The following is a 19,346-nucleotide window of genomic DNA, read 5'->3' as shown; positions in this document are numbered from 1 at the left end:
CGGAATCCGCGGCACTACGCCCCGGCGGCGGCCCCGGCCTCCGGCCCGGAACCCCCGCGCAGTCGGTGGCGCGGCACCTCGGACGACGGCCCCCGGGCGCCGGGCCCGAACCCCGGCCCCGTCGGATGCGACGAAGGCGCGACAGCCACTCCCGTTAGAATTGACAAAACAACCCCAGCTCCAACCGCGCGCGCACCCCTCGTGCACTCCCCCCTCACGAGCCTCCTGCGCACGCTCAACGCCGGAAGGCCGCCGCCGTGTCCTCAGCGACTCCCGCTGCCGCCGCTCCCGACACCGTCCTGGTCGTCGACTTCGGAGCGCAGTACGCCCAGCTCATCGCCCGCCGCGTCCGCGAGGCCCGGGTCTACAGCGAGATCGTGCCGAGCACCATGCCGGTCTCGGAGATGCTCGCCAAGAAGCCCGCGGCCATAATCCTCTCCGGCGGCCCGTCCTCGGTGTACGCGGAGCACGCCCCGGTCGTCGACGGCGCCCTCTTCGAGGCGGGCGTCCCCGTCTTCGGCATGTGCTACGGCTTCCAGCTCATGGCGACCACCCTCGGCGGCACGGTCGACAACACCGGCGCCCGCGAGTACGGCCGCACCCCGCTCGCCGTCTCCAAGCCCGGCTCGACCCTCTTCGAGGGCACCCCGGCCGAGCAGTCCGTGTGGATGTCCCACGGCGACGCGTGCAGCGCCGCCCCCGAGGGCTTCGCGGTCACCGCCTCCACGGACCTCGTCCCCGTCGCCGCCTTCGAGAACGACGAGAAGAAGCTCTACGGCGTCCAGTACCACCCCGAGGTCATGCACTCCACGCACGGCCAGCAGGTCCTGGAGCACTTCCTCTACCGCGGCGCGGGCCTGAAGCCGAACTGGACCACCGGCAACGTCATCGAGGAGCAGGTCGCCGCCATCCGCGAGCAGGTGGGCACCAAGCGCGCCATCTGCGGCCTGTCCGGCGGCGTCGACTCCGCCGTGGCCGCCGCCCTGGTGCAGAAGGCCATCGGCTCCCAGCTCACCTGCGTGTACGTCGACCACGGCCTGATGCGCAAGGGCGAGACCGAGCAGGTCGAGAAGGACTTCGTCGCCGCCACCGGCGTGCAGCTCAAGGTCGTCGACGCCCAGGAGCGATTCCTGTCCGCGCTCGCCGGGGTGTCCGACCCCGAGGAGAAGCGGAAGATCATCGGCCGCGAGTTCATCCGCGTCTTCGAGCAGGCCCAGGCCGAGATCGTCGCCGAGGCCCCCGGTGACCAGCCGGTGGAGTTCCTGGTCCAGGGCACCCTCTACCCGGACGTCGTCGAGTCCGGCGGCGGCAACGGCACCGCCAACATCAAGTCCCACCACAACGTGGGCGGCCTCCCCGAAGACCTCGAGTTCCAGCTCATCGAACCGCTGCGCAAGCTGTTCAAGGACGAGGTGCGCATGGTGGGCCAGGAGCTCGGCCTGCCCGAGGAGATCGTCCAGCGCCAGCCCTTCCCGGGCCCCGGCCTCGGCATCCGCATCGTCGGCGAGGTCACCAAGGAGCGCCTCGACCTGCTGCGCGAGGCCGACGCCATCGCCCGCGAGGAACTCACCGCCGCCGGCCTCGACCGCGAGATCTGGCAGTGCCCCGTGGTGCTCCTCGCCGACGTCCGCTCCGTGGGCGTCCAGGGCGACGGCCGCACCTACGGCCACCCGATCGTGCTGCGCCCCGTCTCCTCCGAGGACGCGATGACGGCCGACTGGTCCCGCTTGCCGTACGACGTGCTCGCCCGCATCTCCACCCGCATCACGAACGAGGTCGCCGACGTCAACCGCGTCGTCCTCGACGTCACCAGCAAGCCGCCGGGCACCATCGAGTGGGAGTGACCTCCCCGCAGCACCGGCACGGCGCCGTCCGCCTCGGAGGAGGCGGGCGGCGCCGTCCGCGTACGGGGGGCCGACGGCACCCGGGGCACGAAGCGGGCGCGCGGCACCGCGCACGCCCGGGAAGCGCACGCACGAGCCGCCCAAGCCGTGGTCCGTGTACGAGAAGCGCGCTCCCCGGTGGATGACGGCGACAGACGTGCCGCGCCCCGGCCGCGCGAGGAAACGGCACGGCCCGTGTCTGCGCAAGGAGCAGTGCGGTGCGCGCGGCGGAGGACGGCCGACCCTCAGGTGCGGCGGGTCTTCCGCACCGGCCGTCCCGGACGCCACAGCAGCACCGCCAGATACCGCTCGTCCTCGATGTACGTACGGACGACCTCCGTCAGCTCGGTGCGGAAGAGGTGGAACGCGTCCGGGTCCGGGGGGTTCACCACGTCCGCGTAGCGCGCGATGACCTCGGGGTCGCGCACCTCCACCGCGCGCCCCGCGATCCGCACGTCCCCGCCCCCCATCTCCGTGCCCGGACCAGGGTTCGCCTGCAGGGCGAACCGCGGGTCGCGACGCAGGTCCAGCGCCTTGTACGAGTTCGGCATCATGCCGAGCCACAGCTCCCCGTCCAGGAACCGCACCTCGATCCCCGTGGTGCGCGGTGACCCGTCCTTGCGCAGCGTCGCCAGGACGTGATGGGTGAACGCGCCGAACCGCTTCTCGACGGTCGCCGCGAACTCGGGCTCTGTGGTGGCGAAGGCTTCCCATCCGTACGACATGCCTCGAGTCTGCGGCCCATACCCGACACCTTCTGTCCTCTTTTCGGGGCCACGTCCCCGTGATCGCCCGGACTGCTTCCGAGTGAACCCCTACGGCATGCCCTTCCCGCGTATCGCCACCGGCCGTCCGGCGCTCCGGAGCACCCGCCGACCGGCTCGGCGGGACGTCAGCCCCGGGGAACCCGGCCTGCTCGCCCGCCTCCGCCGCGTCCACCCCGTCCGGCTCACCCCCGGCCCCGCGCTGACCTGCCGTCAACACACGTGTCCGCAGACCACCCGCGTTGACCTGACCCGCGGAACACGCACAGGCGTCCGTACGGCACAATTCCCTCTCGTTGCAGGGTAGTTCGCGAGCCCGTGGCCGGTCGCAGATCCGGCCGCGAGTTCGATCACGGCCTCGGCCGAGGGCGGGGAAGGCGGCGTACGCGGTGGCGGTGCAGGAAGCCAGACAGAGCACGCACGGGGGCGGCTGCACATGCGGCGACTGCCCGCACGGCGCACGCGAGGGACACCGGCGTGCCGTGGCCGCATTCCTCGCCAAGCGCGACGAACTGGCGGCCGGGCGCGGGGTGCCCGCGGCCGTCGTCCACTCGGCGGGCGCGTCCCGCCAGTGGGTGTCGGACGAGCTGACCCAGTCCGCCCGGGTCGTCGCCGAACGCGGGCGTGCCGAGGGCCAGGCCTGGCTCGCCCGCCTGTGGCGGTACACCCTCGCCGCCGTCTGGGTGGGTGTCGTCGCGCTGCTGCTCGTCCAGGCCCTCACGGCGGTCGGCACCGGATGGTCGGACGCGCGCACGGCGGGCCTGCTCGCGGCGCTCGTCATGGCGTTCCTGCTGTCCGGCGCCGCGTATCTGCACCGGGCCCGCGGCGGTGTCCTCGCGCCGGTGATCGGCGAGGACAACCGCCTGTCCACCTCGAGGGCCGTCGCCGCCTCCTGGGTGCTGCTCGTCGTCTTCGCCGTGCTCGTGCTCGCGGGCGAACTCGCCGCCGCGTCCACGCGCGAGGCGCGCGACGACCTCATCGACGGCCTCCAGATCGACCGCGCCGCGGGCCTCGTGACCGTCCTCGCCGTCGTCTGCGCCGTCGCCGTGCTCGTGCGGCGCGTCGTGGGTCTCAGGGTCCTCGGCCAGAAGCTCCAGAAGGTGCGCGCCGACCGGCCGCGGGCCGCCGACCTCCTCACCGACGACTCGGGCCGCGGGCACTTCGCGGACGCCCAGTACTTCCTCATCAGCACTGCCGCCGTCGTCTTCACCGCGGTCCGGCTCGCCCGCCACCCCGAGCACCTGCCCGACCTGCCGTGGGGGCTCGCTCTCCTCGTGCTCGTGTCGGCGGCCACATACGTGGCGGGCAAGTACTCCGAAGGCGGCCGGCCCGTGATCCTCTCCGTCGTCCGCGCCCGCGAGGCGGGTGACCTGGACGCCCCCATCCGCACCGGTGACGACATCGAGATCCGCGGCGCCGGCTTCGTGCCGCCCGGCGCGCAGAGCGCCGACCGCCTGGCCCGGATGGCCGTCCGGATCGGTACCGTCCACGTCCACGTGCCCCTCGTCCCCGTCACCGGGGGGTTCACCAACCCCTCGGACGCCGTCCTGACCGTGCCGGTGCCGGTCGACGTCGAACCGGGGCGCGTCGACGTCCAAGTCATCACCGCCGCAGGCGTCGAGACCAACCGCTGCACCATCGACGTCACGGACTGACCACCCTGCCGATCCCTCCGCGCGACGCCCCACCTCCCCCGCACGAACCGAGGCCTCCGCCAAGCAGACCGCCACCCGCCCCGGCCTGACTGCCCCGCGTCCCGCACGGGCCGCCGCGCCCCGTGCGCGGACCGCCACGCCTCCCGCACGGACCACCGCCCCCTGGCCGCAGGCCGCCGCACCTCCCGCACGGACCACCGAGCGGCCTGCACGGCCCGCACCGCTCGCCCGAGGGCCCTCATGGTCCGCCGGGCGGCCCCCGTAGACCGCCGGGCGACCCCCATGGACCGTCGGGCGGACCGCACCGTGCCTGATCGGCGCATGACTGCTCCCCCTTCCGTCTTCCGTGCGCCCGGGACCGCCCTCCTCCCGCGGTTTCCGGGTTCACCTGATGGAATCCTCCGCACGCCACTGAGCGGCGGCTGCCTTTCCTCCGTATCGTCAGTTGACGGCTCAACGGGAGAGGCGGCGGACAGCCATGGCTCACGGCATGCGCACGGGCAGCCACAGCGGCTATGCCGGACGGAACGACTGGCGGGACTCCGCCTCGCGCTACGCCCTGCTCCCCTTGAGGATCTTCCTCGGCGTCACCTTTCTCTACGCGGGCCTGGACAAGCTCACCGACAGCGCCTTCCTGAAGGAGAGCGGTCCCGGCTCGATCGGCCAGCAGATGCGCGACATCCGCGACCTCTCCGCGATCCCCGACCTCGTGGACCTGGCCCTGAAGAGTCCGGTCGGCTTCGGGTATGCCATCGCCCTCGGTGAGGTGGCCGTCGGCATCGGCACCCTCATCGGCCTGTTCGCCCGGATCGCCGCGCTCGGCGGCGCCCTCATCTCGCTCAGCCTCTGGCTGACCATGAGCTGGTCCACCGAGCCCTACTACTACGGCAACGACCTCGCGTACCTGATGGCCTGGCTGCCGCTGGTGCTCGCCGGGGCGTCCTTCCTCTCCGTCGACGCCTGGCGCGCCGGGCGCCGGAACGCCTCCGGGCTGCGGCTGCGCTAACCCCGGCCCGCCTTGCCCGCGTCGGTGTCCTGCGCCGTGCCCTCCTCGCCGGGGGCGCCACCGGTGGGTATGTGCCCGGTGAGCGTCCAGGGACGGCGGCTGTCCCCGCGGCCCGCGGAACCCTGGCGTATGCCCACCACGGTCGCCGTGGCGCCCGCGAGGCACAGCCCTCCCACCACGATCGGGATGATCACGAACCAGGGCGTGTCCCACAGGCCGCCCGCGTCGCCCGCGTAGATGAACCCGGCCAGGCCCACGAACAGGCCCGCCACCAGCCGCCCCGGCTGGAACTCATGACGTAGCACGGGTTACCTCCGCCTGCCCGACGCCGACGTGGAGCCTGAGGTCCAGCGTGCCGCCGTCCTTGGTGCCCGCGGGCGGTTCCAGGGTCGTCCTCTCCTGCTTGTCGGGAGCGATGTCCACGTCCTGGCCGGTGTCGCTCGGCAGTTGGATGTCCCCGACGCCCACGTCGATCCTCAGCTTCACCTCGGCCTCCTTGGGCACGATCACCTTCAGCTTCCCGGCGCCCACTTCGGCGTGGGTGCGCACTGTCCGGTCCTTGCCGAGGTCGATCCGGCTCAGGTCCAGGGTGCCGACGCCCGTCCCCAGCTCGTACCGCGGACGCACGTCCGAGGCGGCGGCCGGGCGCCAGTCCGTGCGTATCCAGTGCGTGGTGATGTTCTTCGGAAGGGCGGCCGAGGCCGCGAGCAGGGCGGCGGTGATCACCGCGAGGACGATGGAACCCGCACCCAGGCGCCCCAGGAACGAACTGACCGCGATGCCCAGGCCGAGCACGGCCAGGGCACAGGCGAAGCCGGTCTGCAGGCTGGTGCCCAGAGGCTTGTCCTCCCACGTCAGGCTCGTGCCGAGGTAGGCCGCGAGCACGGCGGCCAGGAAGACCCAGCCACCGATCCAGCGCGGTTCGGACCGGCCGCCCGGACCGGAGGACGGGTCGGGCGCGCGTCCTGCCGGGGTGTGCGGCGCATCCGGCCGGTACTCCACCGCCACCGGGTCCGGGCCCCAGAAGTACTGCGGCGTCGTGCTCTCATGGCCGTCCTTGCCCATCGGGTCGCGCCACCAGGAAGGGGCGCCCGTGACGGGCGGGGCCTTCGTCTCCGGCGGGGCGTCGGCCACCGCCTGCGCGGCCACCGGGTCGGGGTCCGGCGCGCCGCGCTGCCGCGACCAGTACCCCGCACCCGCGAGGAGCAGGCCGAGGACCGCCGCGAAGGTCAGCGCCGTACCGTTGGCCAGCAGCGTCAGGAACACGCCGCAGCCGACGAGCGCGAACAGCACCGCCGTCAGGGCGTGCCCGTCGACGCGGGCGGTCAGGAGCCGTCGCGCCTCGTTCTCCTCCTCTCCCTCGTACGGGATGAGCAGCCAGGCGAAGCCGTAGAAGACGAGACCGAGTCCGCTCGTGACCGCGAGCACGACCAGGCCGATGCGGAAGATCACCGGGTCCATGTCGCAGTGCCGCCCGAGCCCCGCGCACACACCGCCCAGCTTGCGGTGCCGGCGGTCGCGGCGGAACATGCGCTCCCGCACGGCCTCCGGCACGCCGGGCCCCTCGGCCGGGGCGGACGGACGGTCGCGCGGCGGGGCCTGCGGGCCCGGCGCGGGCTGCTGATCGGTCATGACTCCATGGTGACGGCCGCGGCCCGCCCACGGCAGTCGGGACAACCCTGGCCGAACCCTGATATCGCCCCTGACGTCCCCCGAGCCGGAACCCTGACGCGGGCTCCACCGCGCACGGCGAAGCCCGGCGGCTGCCGCCCGGCAGGCGCCTGCGCGGCGCCACGCGCCACAGCCTCGCAGCGCCAAGCGGCCCCAACACCCCGGCCCGCGCGCCACAGCCCCGGCGGCCCCGCCCCGGCCCGACCGCGGCCCCCCGCCCCGACCGGCCCACGCCACCCCCAGCCAAGCCTCGCCAGCGCCCGCTCCAACCCCCGCCCCCACCGCCCGGCCGCCACCCGCCCCGCCCCGAGATCAGGGGAGTCTCGGGGATCGACCCTGATGTCCCCGGACCTGCTCGCGTGTGACCATCGATGGCATGCCGGACGCCGCGACTGCACCCATCGAAGACGAGCGGCCGCTGCGGAAGCTCTATCGCAGCGGCGAGGGTCGCCTGCTCGGCGGGGTCGCGCGCGGTCTCGCCGGGCACCTCGGGCTGCCCGTCGTCTGGGTGCGGCTCATCTTCATCGGCCTCTTCACGGCGAACGGCCTCGGCGCGCTGCTGTACGCGGCGTTCTGGTTCTTCGTGCCGCTCGGCGTGGGCGGCGTCGGGGCGCACCGCGCCGCCGTGACGGCCACGGAGACGGCGCCGGACGGCCGGCGAAGACTCGTCGCCCGCAGACCGGACAAGGGCCAGCTCGTCGCGCTCCTCGCGATGCTGGCCGTCGCCATGGTCTTCGTCGGCAGCGTGGACCTCGGCGGTCCGACGAAGGCGTATCTGTGGCCGGCCCTGCTCGTCGCGGCCGGTGTCGCCCTCGTCTGGCGCCAGGCGGACAACGCCCGGCGGGCCCGCTGGATGGAGGTCGGCCGCAGACGCCGCACCCTGACGATCGCCCGCACCGCGGCCGGGGTGCTCCTCGTCGGCGTCGGTGTCTCCGGCATCTTCGTGCTGCGCGGCTCCGCCTCCGACCTCGGCGCGGCGCTCCAGGCGGCGCTCGCCGTGCTCGTCGGCATAGCCCTCCTCGCGGGCCCCTATCTCGTCCGGATGACGCAGGACCTCTCCGAGGAGCGTCTGATGCGCATCCGCGCCCAGGAGCGTGCGGAGGTCGCCGCCCACGTGCACGACTCGGTGTTGCACACGCTGACGCTGATCCAGCGCAACGCGGACAGTCCCGGCGAGGTCCGCCGCCTCGCCCGCGCCCAGGAGCGCGATCTGCGCGCCTGGCTGTACAAGCCGGAGGGCACCGGCAAGGAGGAGGCGGAGGAGCCCGGCACGCTCGCCGAGGCGGTCCGGCGCGACGCCGCGGAGGTCGAGGACAAGCACGGCGTGCCGATCGAGGTGGTCGTCGTCGGGGACTGCCCGCTCGACGAGCGTCTGACGGCACAGACCCAGGCCGCGCGGGAAGCGATGGTGAACGCCGCCAAGTACGGTGGCGAGGGCGGCGCGGTGCAGGTCTTCGCCGAGGTGGAGGGGGAGACGGTTTTCGTGTCCGTTCGGGACCGGGGCCCGGGCTTCGACCTGGACGCGGTGCCGGACGACCGCATGGGCGTACGAGAATCGATCATCGGCCGCATGCAGCGCAACGGCGGCACGGCACGGCTGCGTACGGTGCCGGGCGGCGGCACCGAAGTCGAGCTGGAGATGGAGAGGACGGCGGCGACATGAGCGACGCGACCGAGGCGGGCGGGCCCGTGGATCCGGCCGGCGGGACGGGAGAGGGCGAAGGTGGTCCCGCGCGGCGGGTGAAGGTCGTCCTGGTCGACGACCACCGGATGTTCCGCACCGGCGTGCAGGCGGAGATCGGCCGGACCGAGCACACGGGCGTCGAGGTCGTCGGCGAGGCCGCGGACGTCGACCAGGCGGTCGCGGTGATCACGACCACCCGGCCCGAGGTCGTGCTGCTCGACGTGCACCTGCCGGGCGGCGGCGGTGTGGAAGTCCTGCGCCGTTGCGCCCCGTTGATGGCGGACACGGAGCGTCCGGTGCGGTTCCTCGCGCTGTCGGTGTCGGACGCCGCGGAGGACGTCATCGGCGTGATCCGGGGCGGCGCCCGGGGATACGTCACCAAGACCATCACCGGTACGGACCTGGTCGACTCGATCTTCCGGGTCCAGGAGGGCGACGCGGTGTTCTCGCCGCGCCTCGCCGGTTTCGTCCTCGACGCCTTCGCCTCGACGGACGCGGCGCCGGTCGACGAGGACCTGGACCGCCTCACCCAGCGCGAGCGCGAGGTGCTGCGCCTCATCGCGCGCGGGTACGCCTACAAGGAGATCGCCAAGCAGTTGTACATCTCCGTGAAGACGGTCGAGTCGCATGTGTCGGCGGTCCTCAGGAAGCTCCAGCTCTCCAACCGGCACGAGCTGACGCGCTGGGCGGCGGCCCGCCGACTGGTCTGACCGGCGCCCGGTCTGACCGGCGACCGGCCCGGCCCGACCTCGACGCCCGCCCCGCTCCGACGCTCGGCCTGACCTCGGTGCCCGCCCCGCCCCGGCGGTCGCCCCGCCCCAGCGGCGGGTCTGCCCCCAGCGGCCAGAGACGCCCCGGCCGCCGGGGAGGAACGGCACCGGCTCACGCCACCCGCGTGGCGCCCGCGAACGGCATCTCGTCGAGAGGCGCCAGGCGTACCGGGGCGCTCGGGTTGGGGGCGTGGATCATCTGGCCGTCGCCGACGTAGAGGCCGACGTGGCTGATGCCGGAGTAGAAGAAGACCAGGTCGCCCGGCCGGAGCTCGGAGCGCGGGACGCGGCGGCCGGCGTCGATCTGGGCGTACGTCGTGCGGGGCAGCGAGACGCCGGCCGAGCGGTAGGCGGCCTGGGTGAGGCCGGAGCAGTCGAAGGCGTTCGGGCCGGTGGCGCCCCACACGTAGGGGCTGCCGAGCGCCCTGTAGGCGTACGAGACCGCCTGCGCGGCGCGGGCGTTGGGGGCCTTCGTGGCACCGGGGGCCGGTGCGGCGGCGGGGCGAGGGGCGGCGCGTGACGCCCTGCCCCTGTCCTCGCCCCTGTCCTCCCGCTCGTTTCCGCGCTCGGCGGCGGCCAGGCGGGCCCGCTCCTCGGCGGTCAGCCTGGCGAGCAGCCGCCGGGCCTCGCCGAGCTTGCCGGTCACGGTCCTCTTGTGCTTCCTCAGGTCCGCCTGGCGGGACTTGAGGTCCTGGAGCTTGTCGTCGGCCTCGGTGTGCAACTGGTCGAGCTCGCGGACCTGCCGCCGTACGCCGGCGATCTCCGCGGCGTGGCGCTGGCCGACGCGGTCGGCACGCGAGGCCCGGTCGAGGAACGCGTCCGGGTCGGCGGAGAGCGCGAGCTGGACGGAGGGGTCGACGCCGCCGGACCGGTACTGGGCGGTGGCCAGGGAGCCCAGGCTCCGGCGCGCGGAGTTGAGCCGCTCGGTCCTGCGGGCGGCCTCGTCGCTTAGGTCCTTCAGTGCGGATTCGGCCCGGTCGGCCTTCTCCTTGGCGCCGTTGTACTTCTCGGTGGCGATCTCCGCCTCGCGGTAGAGCTTGTCGACCTTGGCCTTCACCTCGCCGGTGGTGGGGCGCGGTTCGGCGTGGCCGGTGCCCTCGAAGGCGGTCACCGTCGCGGCCGATGCGAGGGCGAGGGTGGCGGCGGTTCGGGCCGTGTGTCCGCTGAGCGAGCGGTGCTTCGGCTTGCGGTGCTGTGCCACGGAGGCTCCACGTCCTTCCACGGTGGCGGTCCGGGACGTGTCCGGCGGCGCCGCGCACAGGGGGGACGGGACGCCGCCGGACTTCTCGGCGGTGGTGGTCGGCTGCCGCCCCTGGTCCGGGCGGCGGTGGGGAGCCGGTCACCGGTCAAGGACGCTAAACCTCGCTGTCACCGGACCGTGACCCGTTGTGCGGAAGTGACGCGTGCGGCCTACTCGTGACCGAATGCGACCGGACCGGGACCGGGCCGCGGTCCGCTCGACCCGTACCCGTGACCGAGGTGGCACTTGTGGCCCACCTGCCGGGAGGGAGGTGCTACAGGCCCCGTTAGGCTCCGCCCCATGGACGTACTCATCCATCTCTTCGTCGGCCTGCACATCATCGGTATCGCCGCGCTCCTGGGCGGCTTCCTGACCCAGATGAAGGCGATGGGCGAGGGCACGGCCCGCTTCGGCCCCGCCATGCTGCACGGCGCCCTGACCATGCTGATCACCGGCGTGGCCCTCGTCGGCCTGAACCAGGCCGACGACAACGCGGTCAACAACCTCAAGATCGGCATCAAGATGGCTCTGCTGATCGTCATCCTGGGGCTCGTGTACGTGAAGCGGGACGAGGACAGGGTCGACAAGGCGCTGTTCGGCGCGGTCGGCGCGCTCACCGTGGCGAACATCTTCATCGCCGTCCTGTGGACGTAGGGCATCCCTCTCCGGCTCCGCACGTGTGGGCCCGCGCTCCGGAAGGGGTGCGGGCCCACACGCCATACACGCCATACACGCCATACCGGCCCCGCACCGGCCCCGCACCGGCCCTCCGCGGAGCGGGTGGAACTGCCGTGCCGACCCGTATCCGGTCCGAGCCGGAGCCTCTCGCTCCGCTTCTGGCGGGCCGTCGAGCCCGGAACATTTTCGTGATGTTGCGCACCTCACGAGGTCCTCAGCGCCGCGCGCGTGCCGCCCGGGCACCGTCCCGAGGCCGCTCACCTGTGGTGCGGCACGGTGTGGCGGCCCGGCGGACGCCGGAAGGACCGGAGCCGGACGCGGGCGATGGCCGGAACCCGGGGTCGGCTGTCAGTGGGGCCGCCTAGACTCGGGAGGCGATGAGCAGCCTCTTTGACGACAGCTTCCTGGCGGACCTCACGCCCTCGCAGGGCGGGCAGGAGGAGCCCCCGCCGCCGCCCGAGGACAGCGCTCCGGAGCCGATTCCGGAGGACCTGTTCGGCGGGAAGTTCGACGCGCCCGTGCCCCAGGACGCGTACTACCGGGACGGCGCCCCGCGCCCGGCAATCGACCCGGCGGCGCTGCTCGACGGGCTGAACGAGAACCAGCGCGCGGCCGTCGTGCACGCGGGCTCCCCGCTGCTCATCGTCGCGGGAGCCGGCTCCGGCAAGACGCGCGTGCTGACCCACCGCATCGCGTACCTGCTGGCCGAGCGCGGGGTGCACCCGGGCCAGATCCTCGCGATCACCTTCACCAACAAGGCCGCGGGCGAGATGAAGGAGCGCGTCGAGCAGCTCGTCGGCCCGCGTGCGGGCGCGATGTGGGTGTCGACGTTCCACAGCGCCTGCGTGCGCATCCTGCGCCGCGAGTACAAGAAGCTGGGCTTCACGTCCTCGTTCTCGATCTACGACGCCGCGGACTCCAAGCGGCTGATGGCCCTGGTCTGCCGCGACCTGGACCTGGACCCGAAGAAGTTCCCGCCCAAGTCCTTCAGCGCCAAGATCTCGAACCTGAAGAACGAGCTGATCGACGAGGAGGACTTCGCCGCCCAGGCCGCCGACGGCTTCGAGAAGACCCTCGCCCAGGCGTACGCGATGTACCAGTCGCGGCTGCGCGAGGCCAACGCGCTCGACTTCGACGACCTGATCATGACGACGGTCCACCTCCTGCGGGCCTTCCCGGACGTCGCCGAGCACTACCGCCGCCGCTTCCGGCACGTCATGGTCGACGAGTACCAGGACACGAACCACGCCCAGTACGCCCTGGTGCGCGAGCTCGTCGGCCCCGCGGGGGGCGAGGGCGACGACCCCGCCGAGCTGTGCGTCGTCGGCGACGCCGACCAGTCGATCTACGCCTTCCGCGGCGCCACGATCCGCAACATCCTCCAGTTCGAGGAGGACTACCCGGACGCCACCACGATCCTCCTGGAGCAGAACTACCGCTCCACCCAGACGATCCTGAGCGCCGCCAACGCGGTCATCGAGCGCAACGAGAGCCGCCGTCCCAAGAACCTGTGGACGAACGCGGGCGCCGGCGCCCGTATCACCGGGTACGTCGCCGACACCGAGCACGACGAGGCGCAGTTCGTCGCCGACGAGATCGACCGGCTCACGGACGCGGGCGAGGCCAAGGCCGGCGACGTCGCGATCTTCTACCGGACGAACGCGCAGTCCCGTGTCTTCGAAGAGATCTTCATCCGAGTCGGCCTGCCGTACAAGGTCGTCGGCGGAGTCCGCTTCTACGAGCGCAAGGAAGTCCGCGACGTCCTCGCCTACCTGCGGGTCCTCGCCAACCCGGAGGACGGCGTACCGTTGCGCCGCATCCTGAACGTGCCGAAGCGCGGCATCGGCGACCGCGCCGAAGCCATGATCGACGCGCTCGCGCAGCGCGAGAAGATCTCCTTCCCGCAGGCGCTGCGCCGCGTCGAGGAGGCGTACGGCATGGCGGCCCGCTCGGTGAACGCCGTCAAGCGCTTCAACACGCTCATGGAGGAGCTGCGCACGGTCGTCGAGTCGGGCGCGGGCCCGGCCGTCGTCCTGGAGGCCGTGCTGGAGCGGACGGGCTATCTGGCCGAGCTCCAGTCCTCCACGGACCCGCAGGACGAGACCCGCATCGAGAACCTCCAGGAACTCGCGGCGGTGGCCCTGGAGTTCGAGCAGGAGCGCCAGGACGGCGAGACCGGGTCGCTCTCCGACTTCCTGGAGCGGGTCGCGCTCGTCGCCGACTCCGACCAGATCCCCGACGAGGAGGACGACGGCTCGGGCGTCATCACGCTCATGACGCTGCACACCGCCAAGGGCCTGGAGTTCCCGGTCGTGTTCCTGACGGGCATGGAGGACGGCGTGTTCCCGCACATGCGCGCCCTCGGCCAGACCAAGGAGCTGGAGGAGGAGCGGCGCCTCGCGTACGTCGGCATCACGCGCGCGCGGGAGCGGCTCTACCTGACGCGGTCCTCCATGCGCAGTGCCTGGGGCCAGCCCTCGTACAACCCGCCCTCGCGCTTCCTGGAGGAGATCCCGGAGGTGCACGTCGACTGGAAGCGGACGGGCTCCGTGGGGGCGCCCGCGTCGTCCGGCCCCGCCGGGGGAGTGGCGTCGTCGCTGTCGTCGTCGCGTTCGCGCACCGGGGGCGCGCAGGGCTTCGCCACGCGCCGGGCGTCCGAGAAGCCGGTGGTCGCGCTCGCGGTCGGCGACCGTGTCACGCACGACCAGTTCGGCCTCGGCACGGTGGTCGGCGTGAAGGGCTCGGGTGCGAACGCCGAGGCGACGGTGGACTTCGGCGGGGGCAAGCCGAAGCGGCTGCTGCTGCGGTACGCGCCGGTGGAGAAGCTGTAGGCCCTGCCTCGTGGAGGGGGCGTGGCCTCCTCCACGAGGAAGCCCGCGGTTGCGGAAAGCCGTGGGAGCGGTGCAAGACGACCGCGGGAGTGCTGCCGAAAGCTTTCAGCTGCGCCGGGTGCCGCGGAGGTGCCCTCTCGCCAGGGCGGGCGGGACGAGGATGCGAGCGCGGGCTACGTCGGGTCCAGACCGTGGCTGCGCAGCCAGGGCAGCGGGTCGATGGCCGAGCCGCCGCCGGGGCGGACCTCGAAGTGCAGGTGCGGCCCGGTGGAGTTGCCGGAGTTCCCCGAGTAGGCGATGACGTCGCCCGCCTTCACGGGGCCGTGCGAGATCTTGTGCGTGGAGAGGTGGCAGTACCAGGTCTCCGTGCCGTCCTTGGCGGTCACTATCGCCATGTTCCCGTAGGCGCTGTTCCACTTCGTGGAGACGACGCCGTCGGTCGCGGCCATCACGGGCGTGCCGTACGACACCGGGAAGTCGATGCCGGAGTGCGCCGACATCCAGTTGATGCCGGCCTGGCCGTAGTGCGCGCTGAGGCCGTGCTGGGAGACCGGCAGCGCGAACTTCGGGCGCAGCCGCTCCTTGCGGGCCGCCTCGGCGATGGCCTTCTTGTGCGCGGCTTCCTTGGCGGCCTTCAGGTCAATACGTTCCTGCGTACGGCTCGCGCGGTCGGCGAAGTCACCGGCGTCGGCCGACAGGTTGGCGAGCTGGGTGTCGAGCTTGGTGTTCGTGGTGGACGGCTGCACGGTCGCTGGGTCCGGGGCGGCCGCCGCCTGCACCCGCTTGTCGTCGTCGCCCCCGCTGAGGCCGCCCACCGAGGCCGCGGCCACCCCCGCGACGCCCATCACGCACGCCGACGGCACGGCGACGGTGAGCAGCGCGGAGCGCTTGGCGGGGGAACGGCGTGAACGGGAGCGGGTGCGCCCGGCGCCGCGGGTGGCACGGGGGCGCTCGACGGGGGCGTGCTCGTCGAGGTGCGCTCCCGGTTCAACGGTGCCGAGTTCGTCGCCGGGCGTGTCGGAGGACGTGTCCGCGGTGCCGTCGCCGGGGGTGAACTCACCCTCGCCGGTGCCCGATTGGCGGTACGCGTCCGCCCCCGTGTCGGCTGTCTCGTAGGCGCCGTCGGTCTCGGTGGCCGAACCGTCCGCCCGCGCCGTACCGTCCCGGTCGTCCGTCCCGTACGTGTCGTCGTACGCCTGGGGCGACGCGTCGTACGTCTCCTGACCGCCGGCGGAGTTCCACGCGGTGGCGTCGTACGCGCCGGTGTCGAAGACCTGCGTGGCCCACTGGCCGGTCTGCTGGGCGTCGGCCCACGGGGCGGCGTCCCAGGTGGCGGTGGTGTCGGGCCCCGGCTGCGCGGGGATGTCCGCGAGCGGCCGGTAACCGGCGGAGCCCCACAGGCCCGTCGTGTCGAGGTCGCCCGTGTCGTACGAGGACGAAGGGGAAGACGGGGAGGATGGGGATCCGGGTGCGGACGGCTGCTGCGCGGCGAACCCGTCGTGCCCGAGGGGGTGCTGACCCGTGGTGGCCCACTGGCCCGTGTCGTAGGCCTGCCCCGGCAGTTCGCCGAAGAGCGGGTCGGAGGGGAAGCCGCCGACCGCGAGACCCGAGCCGGAAGTGTCGAAGACGCCCGTGCCGTCGTACGCGCCCGGGGCGTTGAACCCGGTGGCGGTGAAGGTGCCGGTGGCGTAGCCGTCGTAGCCGTAGCCGATGTGCTGTGCGCTCTGGTCGTAGGAGCCGTAAGGGGCGTAGTCGGCGTCGGGTGCCGGAGCCGGGGTGGGGGTCCCCGGCGGGTGACGGTCGTTCACCAACTTCTCTTTCGCCTCGACAGCATGGGGGCTGGCAGCGCAGTGCCGCGACTGTACCCGGCGGTATGCGCGCGCGACAATCTTCGGCAGGTTCCACGCTCGCAGGAAACGGGCATTCGGCCGCCTTTCGGCGGACTGTGGGCACAGCCTTGGCTTTGCGTTCGACAAGTGTTCGAGGTTGTGAGGGGCGCGCGGCCGTTGTGCGCCCGGTCGGTGCGCGCCGGGCGGGTCGGGTCAGGCGACCGTCAGGCCGTCCGCCGACGCCGGGGTGTCGGCCGCCGGCTCCGCGAGGTCGAGCGCCTGCCGGATCGCCGACGCCACCGCGGGGTGCACCGGCAGCGCGAGGTGCCCGACGCCGGCGACGCGTACGTTCTGCGCGCTCAGGTCCGGGTGGTCGACACAGGCGGTCTCGACCGGGTCCATGATCTGGTCGAGCTCGCTCCAGAAGCTCACGAACTGCGTACGGCAGCCCGGCGCGGGCTCCCGCAGCTCCGCGACGACGTCCGAGCCGGGCCGCATCTGGCGGACGATCGGGTGGGCGTCGGCGAGCGGCACGACGCGGGTGCCGCCGTGCGGGGTGCCGAGGGTGACCAGCGTGCGGACGCGGGCGTCGCCGCCGAGCCGCTGCGCGTAGTAGCGGGCGATGAGGCCGCCGAGGCTGTGGCCGACGATGTCCACGCGCTCCTGTCCCGTGCGCTCGCATATCTCCTCCACGTGGCGGCCGAGCAACTCGGCGGCCATGCGGATGTCGCAGGTCAGCGGCGAGTAGTTGAGGGACTCCACATGCTGCCTGCCGTGCTGGACGAGGCTGCGGCGCAGCAGGACGAAGACGGAGCGGTTGTCGATGAAGCCGTGCAGGAGCAGCACCGGCGGCTTGTCCCGTGCCGGCAGCCGGGGGGCGTCGGGTGGCGCGAGCCGGGGGGCCGGGCGGCGCTCCTGGGCGATGCCCGAGGGGTACAGCAGGAGGTGGCCGGCGAGGATCGCCAGCTCCAGGGCCGTCGCCTTCAGCAGCGCGACGGAGATCCCCGCCAGCCTGGCGGGGAGCAGCGCGCCGCACAGACGCACGACCTGGACCTTAGTGACCGTCATGTCGACCTCCCGGTCGGCACGCGGGCAGACGCCTCTGTCCCCCGTGTGCCCTCAGGGGAAGCCGTGGTTGAGGCATGACGAACCACGATGCGTCGCACCGCGGGCGACGTGCCGTCACCCGGCGCGCCGTGCGGCTGACGGCGCGGTGTGCGGCGACCTCGCGGCGGCTCCCCTCGCGCGGCCCCCGATTACACCCCGTGACAAGGAGGCGGCGCGCAGCGAACGTGTCCCACCGTGTGATTTCCCCCTCCCTCTCCACCACGAAACTGCGGGCTGCGGGATGCTGGAGATAACGTTCGTTCACCTACCCGGCCGATGCGGCGCGGGGTATCCGTGCGGGGAGAGCTGGATTTCCGTACATGGATGTCTGTACATGGAGGCAGTGATGGGTGTGGGAGCCGGTCCGATCCGCGTGGTGGTCGCCAAGCCGGGGCTCGACGGCCACGATCGCGGGGCCAAGGTGATCGCGCGGGCGCTGCGCGACGCCGGCATGGAGGTCATCTACACCGGCCTGCACCAGACGCCCGAGCAGGTCGTCGACACGGCCCTGCAGGAGGACGCCGACGCGATCGGCCTGTCCATCCTGTCCGGCGCGCACATGACGCTGTTCGCGCGCGTCATCGAGCTCCTCAAGGAGCGCGACGCGGCCGACATCCAGGTCTTCGGCGGCGGCATCATCCCGGAGGAGGACATTCCGCCGCTCAAGGAGATGGGCGTCGCGGAGATCTTCACGCCGGGGGCGACCACCACGGCGATCGTGGAGTGGGTCAGGGAGAACGTGCGGCAGCCGACCGGGGCCTAGGCCGGAGCGGGGCGGGCGGGCCGCACCACCCTGAGCGCGGCCTTCCGCGCCGGAGAGGGCCGGTCGCGGAACGCGCGGCCGGTGTCCCTGGAGAGGCGTGGTCACGGCGTGAGCTCCTCCCGCATCGCCGCGCGCAGGCGCAGGGTGGTGGCCAGGCGCTGGAAGGCCTCCGCCCAGTAGCCCCCGGCGCCGGGTGAGGCGTCCTCGGGCTCGTCGGGCAGGGCGGTGAGGGCGTCCAGCCGTACTGCTTCGGCGGGGTCGAGGCAGCGTTCGGCGAGGCCCATGACGCCGCTGAAGCTCCAGGGGTAGCTGCCCGCGTCCCGCGCGATGTTCAGCGCGTCCACCACCGCGCGGCCGAGCCCGGGCGCCCAGGGCACCGCGCAGACGCCGAGGAGCTGGAAGGCCTCGGACAGGCCGTGCGCGTCGATGAAGCCCGCCACCCAGGCGGCCCGCTCGCCCTCCGGCAGGGCGGCGAGGAGCTTGGCGCGCTCCGCGAGGGACACCGCGCCCGGGCCTGCCGCGTCGGGTGCCGACGGCGAGCCGAGCAGCACCCGTGACCAGTCCGCGTCCCGCTGGCGTACGGCGGCTCGGCACCACGCGGCGTGCAGCTCGCCGCGCCAGTCGTCCGCCACGGGCAGCGCAACGATGGCGGCGGGGGTGCGGCCGCCGAGCCTGCCCGGCCAGACGGCGAGGGGCGCGGCCTCCACCAACTGGCCGAGCCACCATGAGCGTTGCCCGCGCCCGGCGGGGGGCTTGGGGACGACGCCGTCGCGCTCCATGCCCGCGTCGCACTCGTGCGGCGCCTCCACGGTGAGCGTCGGGGTGCTCGCGGTGCGGTCGAGCGCCACGCAACTGGAGGCGCGTGCGGCCATGCGGGCGGCGAGCGCGGAGTCCGGCAGGGCGGAGAGCAGTTCGGCGGCGGTGGAGCGGACGTTGCGGCTGCGGTCGCCCAGGGCCTGCTCCAGGAAGGGCTCGTCGGCCGGGCCGAGGCCGGTGCGCAGCGAGTCCAGGAACATCAGCCGGTCCTCGGCCCGCTCCGTCGTCCAGGTGCTCACGAGCAACGCGCGCGCGGCGTCCGGGTCCCGTCCCCGCAGCGAGGTGAGCAGGGCGACGCGCTCCGCGAACAACCCCTCCTGCCAGCGGCGTTCGGTCTCCGCCTCGTCCCGCTGATCGGGCGCCGAGGGGGTGGTCGGGGCGGCACGCAGCGCGAACTTCCAGTCCGCGTTGAGCCGCGCCAGCCACAGGGCCCGCGGGCCCGCGAAGGCCAGGACCTGGGGGCGCAAATCGGTGCGGCCACGGGCGGCGGTGAGCAGCGCGGGCAGCAGCTCCGGCGGGGCCGCGAACCCCCGCTCGTTCGCCAGGGCGAGCCACTGGGGCAGCAGTTCCATGAGGTCCGGCGCGGTGCCGCGCCGTCCGCCGCCCGCCGTGGGGTGGTCGGCGAGCAGGGTGGCGAGACGGCGCCGGG

The 19,346-nt window shown here is 73.3% G+C and carries 15 protein-coding genes; 8 read left to right on the top strand and 7 right to left on the bottom strand.

The genetic code is table 11. The features are described 5' to 3' along the window. Window positions 1–257: 257 nt before the first annotated feature. On the top strand, window positions 258–1,844 hold the full coding sequence (guaA, locus tag QK440_RS29285; RefSeq protein ID WP_282796243.1) for a glutamine-hydrolyzing GMP synthase: 1,587 nt from the start codon (window positions 258–260) through the stop codon (window positions 1,842–1,844). Window positions 1,845–2,128: 284 nt separating this feature from the next. On the opposite strand, the gene QK440_RS29280 is transcribed toward guaA, so the two are convergent. Further along, on the bottom strand, window positions 2,129–2,608 hold the full coding sequence (locus QK440_RS29280) for a pyridoxamine 5'-phosphate oxidase family protein (protein ID WP_282796242.1): 480 nt from the start codon (window positions 2,606–2,608) through the stop codon (window positions 2,129–2,131). Between the two features lie 428 nt (window positions 2,609–3,036). Here QK440_RS29280 and QK440_RS29275 point away from each other — a divergent pair, with 428 nt between their 5' ends. Both QK440_RS29275 and QK440_RS29270 read left to right on the top strand, forming a co-directional pair. Next, window positions 3,037–4,302: a hypothetical protein gene (locus tag QK440_RS29275; RefSeq protein ID WP_282796241.1), complete on the top strand. Its 1,266-nt coding sequence runs from the start codon at window positions 3,037–3,039 to the stop codon at window positions 4,300–4,302. Between the two features lie 478 nt (window positions 4,303–4,780). Then, window positions 4,781–5,308, top strand: a complete 528-nt coding sequence (locus QK440_RS29270; protein WP_282796240.1) for a DoxX family protein — start codon at window positions 4,781–4,783, stop codon at window positions 5,306–5,308. On the opposite strand, the gene QK440_RS29265 is transcribed toward QK440_RS29270, so the two are convergent. Then, a complete protein-coding gene (locus QK440_RS29265; protein ID WP_282796239.1) occupies window positions 5,305–5,613 on the bottom strand; it encodes a hypothetical protein in 309 nt (102 codons plus the stop codon). The two genes, QK440_RS29270 and QK440_RS29265, sit on opposite strands and share 4 nt — an antisense overlap. Beyond that, window positions 5,600–6,940, bottom strand: a complete 1,341-nt coding sequence (locus tag QK440_RS29260) for a PspC domain-containing protein (protein ID WP_282796238.1) — start codon at window positions 6,938–6,940, stop codon at window positions 5,600–5,602. The genes QK440_RS29265 and QK440_RS29260 overlap by 14 nt, the downstream gene beginning before the upstream one ends. Window positions 6,941–7,355: 415 nt before the next feature. On the opposite strand from QK440_RS29260, the gene QK440_RS29255 reads away from it, so the two are divergent. Both QK440_RS29255 and QK440_RS29250 read left to right on the top strand, forming a co-directional pair. Continuing rightward, window positions 7,356–8,642, top strand: a complete 1,287-nt coding sequence (locus tag QK440_RS29255; RefSeq protein ID WP_282796237.1) for an ATP-binding protein — start codon at window positions 7,356–7,358, stop codon at window positions 8,640–8,642. Then, the gene (locus tag QK440_RS29250; protein ID WP_282796236.1) at window positions 8,639–9,373 is read left to right on the top strand and encodes a response regulator transcription factor; all 735 of its coding nucleotides are present in this window, start codon (window positions 8,639–8,641) and stop codon (window positions 9,371–9,373) included. Before QK440_RS29255 ends, QK440_RS29250 begins: the two co-directional genes overlap by 4 nt. Before the next feature lie 172 nt (window positions 9,374–9,545). On the opposite strand, the gene QK440_RS29245 is transcribed toward QK440_RS29250, so the two are convergent. Next, the gene (locus QK440_RS29245) at window positions 9,546–10,634 is read right to left on the bottom strand and encodes a C40 family peptidase (protein ID WP_282796235.1); all 1,089 of its coding nucleotides are present in this window, start codon (window positions 10,632–10,634) and stop codon (window positions 9,546–9,548) included. Between the two features lie 339 nt (window positions 10,635–10,973). On the opposite strand from QK440_RS29245, the gene QK440_RS29240 reads away from it, so the two are divergent. Both QK440_RS29240 and pcrA read left to right on the top strand, forming a co-directional pair. After that, window positions 10,974–11,327, top strand: coding sequence for a hypothetical protein (locus QK440_RS29240; RefSeq protein ID WP_282796234.1), 354 nt, complete (start codon window positions 10,974–10,976; stop codon window positions 11,325–11,327). Window positions 11,328–11,728: 401 nt separating this feature from the next. Further along, entirely contained in the window at window positions 11,729–14,182 is a 2,454-nt protein-coding gene (gene pcrA / locus QK440_RS29235) for a DNA helicase PcrA (RefSeq protein WP_282796233.1), read from the top strand. Between the two features lie 173 nt (window positions 14,183–14,355). Here the strand turns inward: pcrA and QK440_RS29230 are convergent, their stop codons facing one another. Continuing rightward, entirely contained in the window at window positions 14,356–15,990 is a 1,635-nt protein-coding gene (locus QK440_RS29230) for a M23 family metallopeptidase (protein ID WP_282796232.1), read from the bottom strand. Between the two features lie 234 nt (window positions 15,991–16,224). Next, window positions 16,225–17,079, bottom strand: coding sequence for an alpha/beta fold hydrolase (locus QK440_RS29225; RefSeq protein ID WP_282796231.1), 855 nt, complete (start codon window positions 17,077–17,079; stop codon window positions 16,225–16,227). Window positions 17,080–17,464: 385 nt separating this feature from the next. On the opposite strand from QK440_RS29225, the gene QK440_RS29220 reads away from it, so the two are divergent. After that, the gene (locus QK440_RS29220; protein WP_282796230.1) at window positions 17,465–17,881 is read left to right on the top strand and encodes a cobalamin B12-binding domain-containing protein; all 417 of its coding nucleotides are present in this window, start codon (window positions 17,465–17,467) and stop codon (window positions 17,879–17,881) included. Between the two features lie 101 nt (window positions 17,882–17,982). Here QK440_RS29220 and QK440_RS29215 read toward each other — a convergent pair. Further along, window positions 17,983–19,346, bottom strand: a 1,364-nt coding sequence (locus QK440_RS29215; protein ID WP_282796229.1) for a DUF5691 domain-containing protein, incomplete at its 5' end; no start/stop codon positions are given.

The organism is Streptomyces sp. CC224B (assembly GCF_030010595.1).
Classification (GTDB): Bacteria; Actinomycetota; Actinomycetes; order Streptomycetales; family Streptomycetaceae; genus Streptomyces; species Streptomyces longispororuber.
This window is presented reverse-complemented; position numbering and strand designations above follow the sequence as displayed.

Excerpts from the sequence above, each read along its gene's own strand:
- QK440_RS29280 (WP_282796242.1), bottom strand. The coding sequence starts at position 2,608 with ATGTCGTACGGATGGGAAGCCTTCGCCACCACAGAGCCCGAGTTCGCG.
- QK440_RS29270 (WP_282796240.1), top strand. The coding sequence starts at position 4,781 with ATGGCTCACGGCATGCGCACGGGCAGCCACAGCGGCTATGCCGGACGG.
- QK440_RS29260 (WP_282796238.1), bottom strand. The coding sequence starts at position 6,940 with ATGACCGATCAGCAGCCCGCGCCGGGCCCGCAGGCCCCGCCGCGCGAC.
- QK440_RS29255 (WP_282796237.1), top strand. The coding sequence starts at position 7,356 with ATGCCGGACGCCGCGACTGCACCCATCGAAGACGAGCGGCCGCTGCGG.
- QK440_RS29250 (WP_282796236.1), top strand. The coding sequence starts at position 8,639 with ATGAGCGACGCGACCGAGGCGGGCGGGCCCGTGGATCCGGCCGGCGGG.
- QK440_RS29240 (WP_282796234.1), top strand. The coding sequence starts at position 10,974 with ATGGACGTACTCATCCATCTCTTCGTCGGCCTGCACATCATCGGTATC.
- pcrA (WP_282796233.1), top strand. The coding sequence starts at position 11,729 with ATGAGCAGCCTCTTTGACGACAGCTTCCTGGCGGACCTCACGCCCTCG.
- QK440_RS29225 (WP_282796231.1), bottom strand. The coding sequence starts at position 17,079 with ATGACGGTCACTAAGGTCCAGGTCGTGCGTCTGTGCGGCGCGCTGCTC.
- QK440_RS29220 (WP_282796230.1), top strand. The coding sequence starts at position 17,465 with ATGGGTGTGGGAGCCGGTCCGATCCGCGTGGTGGTCGCCAAGCCGGGG.